This window comes from Streptomyces sp. NPDC006294 (assembly GCF_042870895.1).
Taxonomy (GTDB): domain Bacteria; phylum Actinomycetota; class Actinomycetes; order Streptomycetales; family Streptomycetaceae; genus Streptomyces.
In genome coordinates this window covers 177,407-192,922 of sequence record NZ_JBIAHV010000013.1, presented here as the reverse complement: position 1 = coordinate 192,922, position 15,516 = coordinate 177,407, and the positions used below count along the sequence as shown (strand labels likewise).

The 15,516-nt window shown below is 72.7% G+C and carries 15 protein-coding genes; 13 read left to right on the top strand and 2 right to left on the bottom strand.

What is annotated here, in order from left to right; genetic code table 11:
- Window positions 1–131: 131 nt before the first annotated feature.
- The 3 genes from rplM to glmM all read left to right on the top strand — a co-directional run bounded on the left by rplM (window position 132) and on the right by glmM (window position 2,622).
- Entirely contained in the window at window positions 132–575 is a 444-nt protein-coding gene (rplM, locus tag ACFYOP_RS23890) for a 50S ribosomal protein L13 (RefSeq protein ID WP_356898578.1), read from the top strand.
- Between the two features lie 41 nt (window positions 576–616).
- Window positions 617–1,129: a 30S ribosomal protein S9 gene (gene rpsI / locus ACFYOP_RS23885; RefSeq protein WP_356898577.1), complete on the top strand. Its 513-nt coding sequence runs from the start codon at window positions 617–619 to the stop codon at window positions 1,127–1,129.
- A 134-nt stretch (window positions 1,130–1,263) separates the two neighbouring features.
- A complete protein-coding gene (gene glmM / locus ACFYOP_RS23880) occupies window positions 1,264–2,622 on the top strand; it encodes a phosphoglucosamine mutase (RefSeq protein WP_356898576.1) in 1,359 nt (452 codons plus the stop codon).
- A gap of 90 nt (window positions 2,623–2,712) precedes the next feature.
- Here glmM and coaA read toward each other — a convergent pair whose 3' ends face one another.
- Entirely contained in the window at window positions 2,713–3,708 is a 996-nt protein-coding gene (gene coaA / locus ACFYOP_RS23875; RefSeq protein ID WP_356898575.1) for a type I pantothenate kinase, read from the bottom strand.
- A gap of 160 nt (window positions 3,709–3,868) precedes the next feature.
- Here coaA and ACFYOP_RS23870 point away from each other — a divergent pair, with 160 nt between their 5' ends.
- From ACFYOP_RS23870 to ACFYOP_RS23830, 9 genes are all read left to right on the top strand, one after another.
- The gene (locus ACFYOP_RS23870) at window positions 3,869–4,921 is read left to right on the top strand and encodes an ATP-binding cassette domain-containing protein (RefSeq protein WP_356898574.1); all 1,053 of its coding nucleotides are present in this window, start codon (window positions 3,869–3,871) and stop codon (window positions 4,919–4,921) included.
- Entirely contained in the window at window positions 4,918–5,727 is an 810-nt protein-coding gene (locus tag ACFYOP_RS23865) for an ABC transporter permease (protein ID WP_356898573.1), read from the top strand. Before ACFYOP_RS23870 ends, ACFYOP_RS23865 begins: the two co-directional genes overlap by 4 nt.
- A gap of 391 nt (window positions 5,728–6,118) precedes the next feature.
- Entirely contained in the window at window positions 6,119–7,966 is a 1,848-nt protein-coding gene (gene glmS, locus ACFYOP_RS23860; RefSeq protein WP_356898572.1) for a glutamine--fructose-6-phosphate transaminase (isomerizing), read from the top strand.
- Between the two features lie 6 nt (window positions 7,967–7,972).
- On the top strand, window positions 7,973–8,341 hold the full coding sequence (locus tag ACFYOP_RS23855; protein ID WP_356898571.1) for a holo-ACP synthase: 369 nt from the start codon (window positions 7,973–7,975) through the stop codon (window positions 8,339–8,341).
- Between the two features lie 431 nt (window positions 8,342–8,772).
- Complete coding sequence (locus ACFYOP_RS23850; protein WP_356895239.1) at window positions 8,773–10,215, top strand: NAD(P)H-hydrate dehydratase; 1,443 nt, start codon at window positions 8,773–8,775, stop codon at window positions 10,213–10,215.
- A 93-nt stretch (window positions 10,216–10,308) separates the two neighbouring features.
- On the top strand, window positions 10,309–11,520 hold the full coding sequence (gene alr / locus ACFYOP_RS23845; RefSeq protein WP_356895241.1) for an alanine racemase: 1,212 nt from the start codon (window positions 10,309–10,311) through the stop codon (window positions 11,518–11,520).
- Window positions 11,521–11,532: 12 nt separating this feature from the next.
- Window positions 11,533–12,777, top strand: coding sequence for an alpha/beta hydrolase (locus ACFYOP_RS23840; RefSeq protein WP_356895243.1), 1,245 nt, complete (start codon window positions 11,533–11,535; stop codon window positions 12,775–12,777).
- Window positions 12,749–13,303 carry a tRNA (adenosine(37)-N6)-threonylcarbamoyltransferase complex ATPase subunit type 1 TsaE gene (tsaE, locus tag ACFYOP_RS23835; RefSeq protein ID WP_356895246.1) on the top strand — a complete coding sequence of 185 codons (555 nt, stop codon included), beginning with the start codon at window positions 12,749–12,751 and terminating at the stop codon, window positions 13,301–13,303. The genes ACFYOP_RS23840 and tsaE overlap by 29 nt, the downstream gene beginning before the upstream one ends.
- A 629-nt stretch (window positions 13,304–13,932) precedes the next feature.
- On the top strand, window positions 13,933–14,124 hold the full coding sequence (locus tag ACFYOP_RS23830; RefSeq protein ID WP_356895248.1) for a hypothetical protein: 192 nt from the start codon (window positions 13,933–13,935) through the stop codon (window positions 14,122–14,124).
- A gap of 46 nt (window positions 14,125–14,170) precedes the next feature.
- Here the strand turns inward: ACFYOP_RS23830 and ACFYOP_RS23825 are convergent, their stop codons facing one another.
- Window positions 14,171–14,710, bottom strand: coding sequence for a hypothetical protein (locus tag ACFYOP_RS23825; RefSeq protein WP_356895509.1), 540 nt, complete (start codon window positions 14,708–14,710; stop codon window positions 14,171–14,173).
- A 134-nt stretch (window positions 14,711–14,844) separates the two neighbouring features.
- On the opposite strand from ACFYOP_RS23825, the gene tsaB reads away from it, so the two are divergent.
- Complete coding sequence (gene tsaB, locus ACFYOP_RS23820) at window positions 14,845–15,498, top strand: tRNA (adenosine(37)-N6)-threonylcarbamoyltransferase complex dimerization subunit type 1 TsaB (RefSeq protein WP_356895250.1); 654 nt, start codon at window positions 14,845–14,847, stop codon at window positions 15,496–15,498.
- The last annotated feature ends 18 nt before the right edge of the window (window positions 15,499–15,516 follow it).

Below are 15,516 nucleotides of genomic sequence, written 5' to 3'. Positions count from 1 at the left end.
TACGCCGGTCCACCGGGCCGATGACCAGCGGCAGGTATACGGGTTGCGTCCCCGTGTGCCTCCAGGGCTGTCGTGATCGTCCGGGTGGCCTTGTCAGGACCACACTCACTGAAGAAGCGAAGGCTACGACCGTGCGTACGTACAGCCCCAAGCCCGGCGATGTGACGCGTCAGTGGCACATCATCGACGCGCAGGACATCGTCCTGGGCCGTCTGGCGACCACCGCCGCTACCCTTCTCCGGGGCAAGCACAAGCCGATCTACGCGCCGCACGTTGACGCTGGTGACTTCGTCATCATCATCAACGCCGAGAAGGTGCACCTGTCCGGCAACAAGCGGACCCAGAAGATGGCGTACCGCCACTCCGGATACCCGGGTGGTCTGCGTTCCGTCCGCTACGACGAGCTGCTCGCGAAGAGCCCCGAGAAGGCCGTGGAAAAGGCCATCAAGGGCATGCTCCCGAAGAACACCCTGGGCCGTCAGATGCTCTCGAAGCTGAAGGTCTACGCGGGCGAGAACCACCCGCACGCTGCGCAGCAGCCGGTCCCGTTCGAGATCACCCAGGTCGCGCAGTAAGTCCGGCCACCCCCTAAGACGAAAAGAATCTGAGGAGAATCGTGGCTGAGACCACCGCCGAGACCCCGCTCGAAGAGGTTGACGTCGAGCAGTACACCACCGAGACCGAGGTTCCGGTCGAGGGTGAGTACACCTCCGAGTCCGTGGCGTCCCGCTTCGGCGAGCCGCAGCCGGCCGCCGGCCTGGGCCGCCGCAAGAACGCCATCGCCCGTGTCCGGATCGTTCCGGGCACCGGCAAGTGGAAGATCAACGGTCGCACCCTCGAGGACTACTTCCCGAACAAGGTGCACCAGCAGGAAGTCAACGAGCCCTTCAAGGTGCTCGAGCTCGACAACCGCTACGACGTCATCGCCCGCATCTCGGGTGGCGGCGTCTCCGGCCAGGCCGGCGCCCTGCGCCTCGGTGTGGCCCGCGCGCTGAACGAGGCGGACGCGGACAACAACCGCGGCGCGCTCAAGAAGGCCGGCTTCCTCTCCCGCGACGACCGTGCGGTCGAGCGCAAGAAGGCCGGTCTCAAGAAGGCCCGTAAGGCCCCGCAGTACAGCAAGCGCTAAGCGCAAGCCGGCCTGCAGACACCTGTACGGCTTCTCGTTCGCCCCGGCGGCACTCCGTGCTGCCGGGGCGTTCGTCTATCGCCCGACCCGGGCGTACTACGGTTTCGAGCAATCAGCACTCTCGGAGGACAACAGTGGGACGACTCTTCGGTACGGACGGTGTACGCGGCGTCGCCAACGCGGATCTGACGGCGGAGCTCGCGCTCGGCCTGTCCGTCGCAGCGGCGCATGTGCTCGCGGAAGCGGGCACGTTCGCGGGCCATCGCCCGACCGCGGTGGTCGGCCGCGACCCCCGCGCATCCGGAGAGTTCCTGGAGTCGGCCGTCGTGGCGGGCCTGGCGAGCGCGGGCGTCGACGTACTGCGCGTCGGCGTGCTGCCGACCCCGGCGGTGGCCTACCTGACCGGCGCGCTCGGCGCCGATCTCGGCGTGATGCTCTCCGCCAGTCACAACGCCATGCCGGACAACGGCATCAAGTTCTTCGCCCGCGGCGGCCACAAGCTGGCCGACGAGCTCGAGGACCGTATCGAGCACATCTACGAGCAGCACCGGACCGGCGAGCCGTGGGACCGGCCGACGGGCGCCGGCGTGGGCCGCGTGACGGACTACGACGAGGGCTTCGACAAGTACGTCGCCCACCTCATCGCCGTACTCCCGCACCGCCTCGACGGTCTCAAGGTCGTCCTCGACGAGGCGCACGGCGCCGCTTCCCGCGTCTCGCCGGAGGCGTTCGCACGCGCCGGGGCCGAGGTCGTGACGATCGGCGCGGACCCGGACGGCCTCAACATCAACGACGGCTGCGGCTCGACCCACCTGGACCTGCTGAAGGCCGCCGTCGTCGAGCACGGCGCCGACCTCGGCATCGCGCACGACGGCGACGCGGACCGCTGCCTCGCGGTCGACGCGAGGGGCGCCGAGGTCGATGGCGACCAGATCCTCGCCGTGCTGGCGCTCGCCATGCGCGAGGCGGGCACGCTGCGCGGCAACACCGTCGTCGCCACGGTCATGTCCAACCTGGGCTTCAAGCTGGCCATGGAGCGCGAGGGCGTCGAGCTGGTGCAGACGGCGGTCGGCGACCGTTACGTGCTGGAGGCCATGAAGGAGCACGGCCTCGGCCTCGGCGGCGAGCAGTCCGGCCATGTGATCGTGCTCGACCACGCCACGACCGGCGACGGCACGCTGACCGGCCTGATGCTGGCGTCCCGGCTCGCGTCGACCGGCCGCTCGCTGGCCGACCTGGCCGCGGTGATGCAGCGGCTGCCGCAGGTGCTCATCAATGTGCCGGACGTCGACAAGTCCCGGGTGCGGACCTCGGCGGAGCTGTCGCAGGCGGTCGGCGAGGCGGAGCGCGAGCTCGGCTCCACCGGCCGGGTGCTGCTGCGTCCCTCGGGGACGGAACCCCTGGTGCGGGTCATGGTCGAGGCCGCGGACATCGAGCAGGCGCGCACGGTCGCCGGGCGGCTGGCCGACGTGGTGAAGTCCACACTGGGCTGAGAACCCTGCACGGCAACACCCGCGCCCGGACCGCGATTTCACGTCGCGGGCCGGGCGCGGTGCTGTGCGGGACGGCGGTCCCGAGGAGACCTAGAGCTTGCGCAACGACAGCCGCTGCACCTTGTGGTCGGGCCCTTTGCGCAGCACCAGCGCCGCCCGGCCGCGCGTGGGCGCCACATTCTCCAGCAGGTTGGGCTTGTTGATGGTCCGCCACATCGTGCGGGCGTAGTCGAGCGCCTCCTCCTCGGACACCTGCGTGTACTTCCGGAAGTAGGAGGAAGGATTCTGGAACGCCGTCTCCCGCAGCTTGCGGAACCGGTTCAGATACCAGGTCTCGATGTCTTCGGGCCGGGCGTCCACGTACACGCTGAAGTCGAAGTAGTCGGCGAGACCGACCCTGGTCCGGCCGTCCTTGCCGGGCAGCGCCGGCTGGAGGACGTTGAGCCCTTCGACGATCAGGATGTCCGGGCGGCGCACGGTCAGGCGCTCGTCCGGGACGATGTCGTAGATCAGGTGCGAGTAGACGGGGGCGGTGACCTCGTCCTTGCCGGCCTTGATGTCGGCGACGAAACGGGTCAGCGCCCGGCGGTCGTACGACTCGGGGAAGCCCTTGCGTGACGTCAGCCCCCGGGCCTGCAATTCCTTCATGGGCAGCAGGAATCCGTCGGTGGTCACCAGCTCGACCCGCGGGTGCTCGGGCCAGCGGGCGAGCAGTGCCTGGAGGAGCCGGGCGACGGTCGACTTGCCGACCGCGACGGAGCCGGCGACCCCTATGACGAAGGGCGTGCCGCGCTGCTCGCCGTGGCCGTTGCCCGCGTCGCCGAGGAACGTGTTGAGGGCGCCGCGCAGCCCGGCGGTGGCCTGGACGTAGAGGTTCAGCAGCCGGGAGAGCGGCAGATAGACGTCGCGGACCTCGTCGAGGTCGATGACGTCGCCGAGCCCGCGGAGCCGCTCGACCTCCTCGGCGCTGAGGGGCAGCGGTGTTTTCTCGCGCAGGGCGCTCCACTCCGCGCGGGTGAGGTCGACGTAGGGGGTCGACGCGTGCTCGGCCCGGCGGTGGGTGCTCCGTGGCGGCGAAGTGATCACACGGCCATTGTCGTGCGTACGGCACCGTTGTGGGTCGTGTGCTCGGTCACGCGGGGAGGGCCGGCCGACCGGTTCCGGCCGGAATGTCAGTGGCGTACGTCACAGTTGTGGATGAGGTGGGCGACGACCCGCGACGTCCGAAATCCCCGAGGGGTGTCTTATGACGTACGCGATCCAGGCAGAAGGTCTGGCCAAACGTTTCAAGGAGACCGAAGCGCTGGCAGGTGTCGACCTGGCGGCCCGCACCGGCTCGGTGCTCGGCCTGCTCGGGCCGAACGGGGCGGGCAAGACGACGGCCGTTCGGATCTTCGCCACGCTGCTCACCCCCGACGCGGGCCGGGCCACCGTGGCGGGCCATGACGTCGTCCGCGAGGCCGGTGCGGTGCGCTCCCTCATCGGCCTCACCGGGCAGTACGCGGCGGTCGACGAGAATCTGACCGGCACGGAGAATCTGCTGCTCATCGGCCGGCTGCTCGGACTGCCGAGACGGGAGGCCCGGGCGCGGGCCGCCGAGCTGCTGGAGCGGTTCGGGCTCAGCGACGCGGCAGGGCGGGCCGTGAAGACGTACTCCGGCGGCATGCGGCGTCGGCTGGACCTCGCGGCGAGCCTGGTCGGCCGGCCGAGCATCCTCTTCCTGGACGAGCCGACCACGGGTCTGGACCCGCACAGCCGCGGCGAACTGTGGGACATGCTGCGCGCCCTGATCGCCGACGGCGCGACCGCGCTGCTGACCACCCAGTATCTGAACGAGGCGGACCAGCTCGCCGACGACATCGTGGTCATCGACAAGGGCCGGGTCATCGCCCAGGGCACCCCGGACGCCCTCAAGTCCGAGGTCGGGGGCCAGGTGCTCCAGGTCAGGCCGGTCGCCGCCGGCGACCTGGCGCGCACGCGGGCGCTGGTGGCGGAGACGGCGGGGCAGCAGACGCAGACCGAGGGCGAGTCGGTCACCGTGCCCGTCAAGGACGCGGAGCTGATGCCGGCGGTGGTGCGCAGGCTCGACCGCGAGGGGATAGCCGTGGGCGAGCTGACGCTGCGCCGGTCGTCGCTGGACGAGGTGTTCCTGGCGCTGACCGGTCACCGGGCCGAGCCCGAGCAGGAGTCGGAGCAGCCCGACGAGTCCGCCCGCGAGGCGGCCGAGGCCGGGCGCACGGACGCGGAGCAGGTGAAGGACGCGGAGCGGGCGAGGGAGAAGGCGGTGAGCTCGACATGACCGCGACGACGATGCCGGCGGCGCCCGGCCGGTCCGGCAGGGTGAAGCCGCTCGACGGGCTGCGGCAGACGTTCACGATGGCCTGGCGCAGTCTGGTGGCGGTCAAGCACAATCCGCTGGAGCTGGTGGACTACAGCATCACGCCGATCATGTTCGTCTTCCTGTTCACCTATGTACTGGGCGGGCAGATGGCCGGGTCTCCGGAGGCGTATCTGAAGTACGCGCTCCCCGGGATCATCGTGCAGAACACCCTCTTCATGACGATCTACACGGCCATGGCGCTGAACACCGACCTGACCAAAGGCGTCTTCGACCGGCTGCGCAGCCTGCCGATCACGCGCTCCGCCCCGCTCGTCGGGCGGATAGCCGCCGACCTCACCAAGCATGTGTGGGCCATGCTGCTGATGATCGGCCTCGGCCTGCTGCTCGGCTTCCGCGTGACCGGCGGCTTCGGGGGCTTCCTGCTGGGCGGGCTGCTGCTGGTGGTCTTCGCGGCGGCCGTCTCGTGGACCGCGGTGCTCATCGGGATGCTGGCGGGCGACGCGGAGAAGGTGCAGGCGTTCGGCTTCACGCTCGTCTTCCCGATCACGTTCACCAGCAGCGCCTTCGTCGTCGTCGACACGATGCCGGGCTGGCTGCAGGCCTTCAGCGACGTGAACCCGGTGACCCATCTGTCCGACGCGGTCCGCGGCCTGCTCCTCGGCGGCCCCGTGGCCGGACCGGTGATGTGGTCGCTGGTGTGGGCGGCCGGCATCACGCTGGTCTTCTGTCCGCTGGCGATGCGGGCGTACCGGGCGAAGGTGTGACGGGCCGGAGCAGCGGCCCGGACGGTGCCCGAACACCGGGTTGGGGTACGGCTCACCAGCAGCGATACGAGGTCGGCCAGGCGTGGGCCGCCGCCTCGGGAGGGGGCGCTGCGATCAGGGCGAGGAAGTCGTGCCATGCGAAGCACTGCTGTACGCCGTCGGGCAAGGAGTCCGCTGCCGCGGAGCCGGCGGCCCAGGCGCTGACCGGGGCGGAGCCGGATACAACGTTGCGGTCGTGCGCCGGGGCGGCACGCTGGCCTCCTTCTCCGCGGTCGACGTGGCGGAGCTGCCGGAGGGGAAGAAGTCCACGCTGCCGACCGCCGTCATCGACGCGCAGGTGGCCAAGCTCGGCTGACCTGCCCGCGCGGGCCCGGAACCGTAGGCTGCCGACATGTGCGGAATCGTGGGTTACGTCGGCGGACAGTCGGCGCTCGATGTGGTCATCGCCGGGTTGAAGCGGCTCGAGTACCGCGGCTACGACTCGGCCGGAGTCGCGGTACTCGCCGACGGGGGGCTCGCCGCGGCGAAGAAGGCGGGCAAGCTCGTCAATCTGGAGAAGGAACTGGTCGAACGGCCGCTGCCGAGCGGATACACCGGCATCGGCCATACCCGCTGGGCCACCCACGGCGGCCCGACGGACGTCAACGCGCATCCGCACCTGGACAACGCGGGCCGCGTCGCCGTCGTCCACAACGGCATCATCGAGAACTTCGCCGCCCTGCGCGCGGAACTCGCCGAGCGCGGCAACGACCTGCGGTCGGAGACCGACACCGAGGTCGTCGCCCATCTCCTCGCCGAGTCCTTCTCCTCCACCGGGGACCTCACGGACTCGATGCGGACCGTGTGCAAACAGCTGGAGGGCGCGTTCACGCTGGTCGCCGTCCACGCGGACGAGCCGGACGTGGTGGTGGGCGCCCGGCGGAACTCACCGCTGGTGGTGGGCGTCGGCGAGGGGGAATCGTTCCTCGCGTCGGACGTGGCCGCGTTCATCGCCCACACCCGTTCCGCGATCGAACTGGGCCAGGACCAGGTGGTGGAGCTCCGCCGCGACGGAGTGACGGTCACCGGCTTCGACGGGGAGCCCGCGGAGGTCCGTTCGTACCACGTCGACTGGGACGCCTCAGCCGCCGAGAAGGGCGGCTACGACTACTTCATGCTCAAGGAGATCGCCGACCAGCCCAAGGCGGTCGCCGACACGCTCCTCGGCCGCATCGACGTGTCCGGGGCGCTGACCCTCGACGAGGTGCGCATCCCGCAGTCCGTGCTGCGCGAGGCGGACAAGATCGTCATCGTCGCCTGCGGGACGGCGTTCCACGCGGGGCTCATCGCCAAGTACGCCATCGAGCACTGGGCCCGTATCCCGTGCGAGGTCGAGCTGGCGAGCGAGTTCCGCTACCGGGACCCGATCCTCGACCAGCGGACGCTGGTGGTCGCCATCTCGCAGTCCGGCGAGACCATGGACACGCTGATGGCGCTGCGCCACGCGCGTGAACAGGGCGCCAGGGTCCTCGCCATCTGCAACACCAACGGGTCGACGATCCCGCGGGAGTCCGACGCCGTGCTCTACACGCACGCCGGACCCGAGGTCGCCGTCGCGTCCACGAAGGCGTTCCTGACCCAGCTCGTCGCCTGCTATCTGGTGGCGCTCTATCTGGGCCAGGTCCGCGGCACCAAATGGGCGGACGAGATCCGGGCCGTCGTCCGCGACCTGGCGCAGATCTCCGGCCAGGTCGAACGGGTCCTGGAGACGATGGAGCCGGTACGGGAGCTGGCCCGTTCCCTGGCGCACAAGAAGACGGTGCTGTTCCTCGGGCGCCACGTGGGCTATCCCGTGGCGCTGGAGGGCGCGCTGAAGCTCAAGGAGCTGGCCTACATGCACGCGGAGGGATTCGCGGCGGGCGAGCTCAAGCACGGACCGATCGCGTTGATCGACGCGGACCTGCCGGTGGTGGTCGTCGTCCCCTCGCCTCGGGGCCGTTCCGTGCTGCACGACAAGATCGTGTCCAATATCCAGGAGATCCGGGCCCGTGGCGCCCGGACCATCGTGATCGCGGAGGAGGGGGACGAGGCGGTGGTGCCGTACGCCGACCATCTGGTCCGGATCCCGGCGACGCCGACCCTGCTCCAGCCGATGGTCGCGACGGTGCCGCTGCAGGTCTTCGCCTGCGAGCTGGCGACGGCCCGCGGCAACGAGGTGGACCAGCCACGGAACCTGGCGAAATCCGTGACGGTGGAGTGAGGTCGGATGATCATCGGGGTGGGGATCGACGTGGCGGAGATCGACCGTTTCGCCGCGGCCATGAAGCGGACGCCGGGCATGGCGGACCGGCTCTTCCTGAAACAGGAACTGCTGCTCCCGAGCGGGGAACAGCGGGGGTACGCCTCCCTCGCGGCGCGGTTCGCCGCGAAGGAGGCCCTGGCGAAGGCGCTCGGCGCGCCGGGGGGGTTGCTGTGGACGGATGCCGAGGTGTGCGTCGAGGACTCGGGGCGCCCGCTGCTCCGCGTCCACGGCACGGTCGCGGCGCGGGCGGCGGCACTGGGCGTGCGGTCGTGGCACGTGTCGCTCAGCCATGACGCGGGGATCGCGTCGGCGGTGGTGATCGCGGAGGGGTAGCCGGGGGCGGTGGCGCCTGCGGCGGGCGGGGTTCCCCTCACCGCCCCTTCCCGCTGTACCGGATGTGCGGCTCCGCCGCGTGGCGGGGCAGGCCCCGGAGCGCGCACCGCCCTCCGGGCGGCGGCCCGGGCTTCGCCCGGGCCCGGTACCGCGCTACGCGCGGTGGCCTCAATTCCCCCTACGCCTGGCGGCCGTGGGTGGGGCCCCTCCCACGCCGCCAGGCGTAGGGGGGAAGCCCCCGGGCCGGGCTGGATTTCGCTCCGCGACATCAGCCTCGCCGACGATTGGGGCGCGGGGGTCCGGGTGCGGAGCCCCGACGGGACCGGCAAGTTCCAGCCCCGCCGGCGATTGAGGCGCGGGGGCGAGGGGGCGGCGCCCCCGGACCCCCGCGCGGAGCGCGGCGGCGAGGGGGCGTGCGGCAGACTCGGGGCATGCGTACTGCGTACAGCGTGGAGACCGTGAGGCACGCCGAGGCACAGTTGATGGCCCGCCTGCCGGAGGGCGCGCTCATGCAGCGCGCCGCCGCAGGGCTGGCCGCGGCCTGTGCCGGACTGCTGGGCAGGGTGTACGGCGCGCGGATCGTGCTGCTCGTCGGCAGCGGCGACAACGGCGGCGACGCCCTGTACGCCGGCGCCCGGCTGGCCCGACGCGGCGCGGGCGTCGTCGCCGTGCCGCTCGCGCGCGACCGTGTCCACCCCGGTGGCCTGACGGCGCTGCTCGCCGCCGGGGGGCACGTCGCCGAGGACCCGTTCGAGGTGCTGGCCTCCGCCGACCTGGTGCTGGACGGGATCACCGGCATCGGCGGCCGCGGCGGTCTGCGCGCGGAGGCCGTGCCCGTGGCCCGGGCCGCCCGCGGCTCCGACGCCGTGGTCGTCGCCGTCGACCTGCCCAGCGGGATCGAGGCGGACACCGGACGGGTACGGGGCGAGGCGCTGCGCGCGGACGCGACCGTCACGTTCGGGACGTACAAGCCGGGGCTGCTCGTCGATCCGGGCAAGGAGTACGCGGGCACCGTACGGCTCGTGGGCATCGGCCTGGAGGACCATCTGCCGTCCCTGCCGGAGCTTGAGGCCCTCCAACACGCCGACGTGGGCCGGATGCTGCCGGTGCCGGCTGCCGAGAGCGACAAGTACCGGCGCGGTGTCGTCGGCGTCGTCGCCGGGTCCGCGCGCTATCCGGGCGCGGCCGTGCTGTCGGTCGCGGGCGCGCTGCGCGGCGGTGCGGGGGCCGTGCGGTACGTCGGACCGGCGGCGGACGCGGTGATCGCCCGCTTCCCCGAGACGCTGGTGCACGCGGGCCCCCCGCACAAGGCGGGCCGCGTCCAGGCGTGGGTCGTCGGCCCGGGCCTCGGCGACGACGCGGACGCGGTACGGGACGTACTCGCCTCCGACGTGCCGGTGCTCGTCGACGCGGACGGGCTGCGCCTGCTGGACGCCGCGGCCGTACAGGGCCGGCGGGCCCCCACCCTGCTGACCCCGCACGCGGGCGAGGCGGCGGCGCTGCTGGGGGTGGGGCGGGAGGCGGTGGAGGCCGCGCGGCTGGACTCCGTACGCGAACTCGCCGCGCGCTTCGGGGCCACGGTGCTGCTCAAGGGGTCGACGACCCTGGTCGCCGCGCCCGACCGGGAGCGTTCACCGGTCCGGGTCAATCCGATGGGCACGCCGTGGCTGGCCACCGCCGGCAGCGGGGACGTGCTGTCAGGGCTGGCGGGCTCGCTGCTCGCCGCCGGGCTCGACGCGCGGGACGCGGGCTCGGCCGCCGCGTATCTGCACGGCCTGGCGGCCCGTCACGCGGCGACGCCCGGCGCGCCGATCACGGCGATGGAGGTGGCGGCGGCGCTCCCGGCGGCGTGGCGCGACGTGCGCGCCGACTGACGGCGCCGGGGCCGCCCGCCAGCAGCCCCGCCGTGACGCACGCGACCGCCCACCGTACGGATCCGGCCGCACGGCTCTGAGACACTGAGCGCGATGAGTCACACAGCACCGCCCCGCCGAACCGCATCCCCGCGCGCACGGGCCGAGATCGACCTCGCGGCCCTGCGCGCCAACGTGCGCGCCCTACGCGCCCGCGCCCCGCGGTCCGCGCTGATGGCCGTGGTGAAGTCGGACGCGTACGGCCACGGCATGGTGCCCTGCGCCCGTGCGGCGCTCGCGGCGGGCGCGACCTGGCTCGGCACGGCCACGCCCCACGAGGCGCTCACTCTGCGCGACGCCGGTGTGCCGGGCCGGATCATGTGCTGGCTGTGGACGCCCGGCGGCCCCTGGCGCGAGGGCATCGAAGCCGGCCTCGACATGTCGGTGAGCGGCATGTGGGCCCTCGAAGAGGTGACCGCGGCGGCCAGGGAGGCGGGCCGCCCCGCCCGTGTCCAGCTCAAGGCCGACACCGGCCTCGGGCGCAACGGCTGCCAGCCCGCCGACTGGCCCGAGCTGGTCGCCGCCGCCCGCGCCGCCGAGGAGGACGGTCTCGTCGACGTCACCGGCCTGTGGTCCCACTTCGCGTGCGCCGACGAGCCGGGCCACCCCTCGATCGCGGCCCAGCTGGGCGTCTTCCACGACCTGCTCGACCACGCGGAGAAGGCCGGCATCGAGCCCGAGGTGCGGCACATGGCCAACTCCCCGGCGACGCTGACGATCCCGGAGGCCCACTTCGACCTCGTACGGACCGGCATCGCGATGTACGGCGTCTCGCCCAGCCCCGAGCTGGGCACGCCCGCCGACTTCGGGCTGCGCCCCGTGATGACGCTCGCCGCCTCCGTCGCGCTCGTCAAGCAGGTGCCCGCCGGCCATGGAGTCAGCTACGGCCACCACTACGTCACCGAGGGCGAGACCACCCTCGGCCTGATCCCCGTCGGCTACGCGGACGGCATCCCGCGCCACGCCTCGGGCCGCGGACCGGTCCTGGTCGCGGGCGAGTGGCGGCGGGTCGCCGGGCGGGTCGCGATGGACCAGTTCGTCGTGGACCTCGGCGGGCAGCGGATCCCGGAGGGCTCCGAGGCCGTGCTGTTCGGCCCGGGCGACCGGGGAGAGCCGACCGCGGAGGACTGGGCCCGGGCCGCGGACACCATCGCGTACGAGATCGTCACCCGCATCGGCACCCGGGTCCCGCGCGTCTACCTGAACGAGGACTCCGAGCCTTCGGAGCATCCAGAGAAGCACCCCGAGAAGCACCCCGACGAGTAGGAGAGCTGCACGGTGAGCGAGACCGGTACGGGGGACGCGGCCGAGGCCGCCGTCGACGCCGCTGCCGCGGCGGCAGCGGCGGCCTCTGGCAACTGGCGGCGCGCCGGGTTCGCCGGTGCGGCGATAGGCGTGGTCGCGGCGGGCGCCGCCGCCGGTGTCGCGCTCGAACGGCTCACCGTCGGTCGCGGGATGCGCAGGAAGGCCCGTCTCGCGCTCGACGCGGCAGGCCCGTACGGCGCTCTGCGCGGCACGCCGGGGACGGCGTCGGCCGACGACGGCACGGCGCTGTACTACGAGGTCGACGAGGTCGATCCGGAGGCCGCCGCACCGCGACGCCGCAGGCTGTTCGGGCGCAAGACGCCGGCCCCCGTGACGGTCGTGTTCAGCCACGGCTACTGCCTGAACCAGGACTCGTGGCACTTCCAGCGCGCCGCGCTGTACGGCCTGGTCCGTACGGTCCACTGGGACCAGCGCAGCCACGGCCGCTCGGCGCGGGGCACGTCGCAGGCCGGTTCCGACGGCCGGCCGGTCACCATCGACCAGCTCGGCCGGGACCTGAAGGCCGTCATCGACGCGGCGGCGCCCGAAGGACCCCTGGTCCTGGTCGGCCACTCCATGGGCGGCATGACGATGATGGCCCTCGCGGCCCACCACCCCGACCTGGTGCGGGAACGCGTGGTCGGCGCGGCGTTCGTCGGCACCTCCTCCGGGAAGCTCGGCGAGGTCAGTTACGGCCTGCCGGTGGCCGGGGTGAACGCGGTCCGGCGCGTGCTGCCGGGCGTCCTGCGGGCCCTCGGCACCCAGGCCGAGCTCGTCGAACGGGGCCGCCGGGCCACCGCCGACCTGTTCGCCGGGCTCATCAAGCGGTACTCGTTCTCCTCGAAGGACGTCGACCCCGCGGTGGCCAGGTTCGCGGAACGGATGATCGAGTCCACGCCGATCGACGTGGTCGCCGAGTTCTTCCCGGCCTTCGCCGAGCACGACAAGGCCGAAGCGCTCGACGTCTTCCAGGAGCTGCCGGTGCTCGTCCTCGCGGGTGACAGGGATCTGGTCACGCCCAGCACGCACAGCGAGGCCATCGGCGACGTGCTGCGCGGCGCCGAGCTGGTCATAGTGCCGGACGCCGGGCACCTGGTGATGCTGGAGCACCCGGAGGCGGTCACCGACCGGCTCGCGGACCTTCTCGTACGGGTCGGGGCGGTGTCGGCAGCGGCTACCGTTGGTCGGTATGGAAGCACCGCACAGCCCGGCGGCTGAGACCGCCGCCGTCTCCTCCGTACGTCTCTCGGTGGACTCCCCGGAACGGATGCAGGACCTGGGGCGCAGCCTCGCCAAGCTGCTGCGCCCCGGCGACCTGGTGATGCTCACGGGTGAGCTGGGCGCCGGCAAGACGACGCTCACCCGCGGCCTCGGCGAGGGCCTCGGGGTGCGCGGCGCCGTCACGTCCCCGACGTTCGTCATCGCCCGCGTCCACCCGTCGCTCACGGGCGGCCCTGCGCTGGTGCACGTCGACGCGTACCGGCTGGGCTCGGGGTCCCCCCGGGCCGAAGGTTCCGGGGGAGGCCTCGACGAGATGGAGGACCTCGATCTCGACGTGTCGCTGCCGGAGTCCGTGGTCGTCGTGGAGTGGGGCGACGGCAAGGTCGAGGACCTCTCGGAGGACCGCCTGCACGTGATCATCGACCGGGTGGTGGGGGACACGGACGACGACCGCCGCGTGGTGACTCTCGTCGGGTACGGGACCCGCTGGTCGGACGCGGACCTCTCGACGGCCTCGGCGTAGCCCTCCGGGCGGGCGGGCCGGGGGTGCGGGGCCGCTGCGCGGGACGTGTTCCCCTGCCTGCCCCTCCCCGCTGTACCGGACGTGCGGCTCCGCCGCGTGAGTGCTCCGCCCGGGCCCGCGCCTCAATCTCCCCCTACGGCCTGGCGGCCGTGGGAGCCCAGGCAGGGCTGGAACTTTCCGGTCTCGTCGGGGCTTCCGTCCCGAGCCCCGCGCCTCAATCGCCGGCGAGGTTTGATGTGGCCGGTTCCGTGCCGGGTGGGGCGCCTTGAGCGCGCGGGGCTGGGCCGGCCGGTCTCGTCGGGGCTTCCGTCCCGAGCCCCGCGCCTCAATCTCCCCCTACGGCGTGGCGGCCGTGGGAGGTGCGCCCAGACGAGGCTGACAAAGTCAGCCCGGCCGGCGATTGAGGCCACCGCGCGGAGCGCGGCCCGCCGCTCTGGGGGCGGCAGGGGGCCGGGCACAGGCCGCGGAGCCGCACATCCGGGACAAGCCCGCGCAGCGCCGCACCCGGAGACGTTCCCGACATGACGTCGGGAAAGTGTTGCGCCCACCGCGCCACCCGTGATGACATGGGACCGAGACCGGGTTAGGTCTACCTAACCTCGCCCGCCCCCGAGCCCCAGGAGGCGTCCATGCCGGCATCGGAGCACGCAGCGGAGCCCAGCGCCGAGCGTGAAGCGCGGTCAGGCCGGACGCGGCCGGTGCCGGTCGCGCCGGCCGTGTCGATGAGGGATCTGCTGGCGTCGTGCGCCGCGGCCACCGCCGTGTCGACCCCGCCGCGCACCAGCACCGCCGCCGGCGACGCGCACCGCGACGCCGCCTGATCCGTACGCGGTCGTACGCCCTCACCCGTACGGGTGAGTCGCCGGCCTACGGGACCACGACCACCTTCGAGTCGATCGTCGCGAACACCCACAGCGCGTCCCCGTCGGCCGGCTTCATCCGCACGCCGCCCGTCTTCTTCGTCGGGTCCGGGCTGGCCATCGAGCCGTCGACGGCCGCGCTGAAGCCGATGGTCACGCCGTCCACGCTCGCGAAGCGCACCACGTGCTCGATCGGCACGCCGTCGGAGCCGGGGACGTTGCCGGAGCGCGAGGTGACCGTGTACGAGCCGGGCTTCGGGCTGACGGTCGAGGGCATGACCTCGAAGGTGCGCTTCACCTTCTCGTTCGCGTCGACGAGCCACACCCGCCGGTCGCCGAGCGCGTACACGACCCGCACGCCCGTGCCCGAGCCTGCCGGGACGGCCAGCGGGTCCTTCGCCTTCGCCGAGGCCGAGGGGCCGGGGGCCGTGGCCGACGGTCCGGCGCTCGGCGGCTTCGAGGCGCCGAGGTCGTCGGGGACGTTCGCCGACGCCTGGTAGGCGAGGAAACCGACGACCGCCAACGCTGCCGCAGTGAGCCCGGCCACGAGTCCCGAGCTGCTCCGTGCCACCCTGCTCACCTCTCGGATCCCCGAATGTGTGTACTCGGGGTGACGGTAGCACCGTGGTTCCGTTCGACGGTGCCGCCATGGCTCCCTCGCCGGAGCCGTAGGCTGTTTGCGTGCTCTTGCTCGCCATGGATACCGCCACGCCCGCCGTCACCGCCGCCCTCCACGACGGCACTTCCGTCGTCGCCGCGTCGAGCCGTGTGGACGCGCGCCGGCACGGGGAACTGCTGCTGCCCGCCGTCGACAAGGTGCTCGCGGAGGCCGGGGTGAAGCTCGACGCCGTCACCGGTGTCGTGGTCGGCGTCGGCCCGGGACCGTACACGGGTCTGCGGGTCGGACTGGTCACGGCCGCGACCTTCGCCTCGGCGCTCGGCCTGCCCGTGCACGGGGTGTGCACCCTGGACGGCCTGGCGTACGAGGCCGGGTTCGACGAGCCCTTCGTGGTGGCGACCGACGCGCGGCGCAAGGAGGTCTACTGGGCGCGGTACGAGAACGCCCGCACCCGCACTTCCGACGCCGCCGTGGACCGCCCCGCCGAGATCGCGGAGCAGGTCGCCGGGCTGCCCGCGGTCGGCGCGGGCGCGCTGCTGTACCCGGAGACGTTCCCGGACGCCCGCGGCCCCGAGCAGGTGAGCGCCGCCGCGCTGGCGGCGCTGGCGGCCGAGAAGCTGGCGGCCGGGGAGGAGTTCCTGCCGCCGCGGCCGCTGTACCTGCGCCGCCCCGACGCGCAGGTGCCGAAGAACTACAAGGTGGTCACCCCGAAGTGAGCGCCGCCCTTCCCGAGC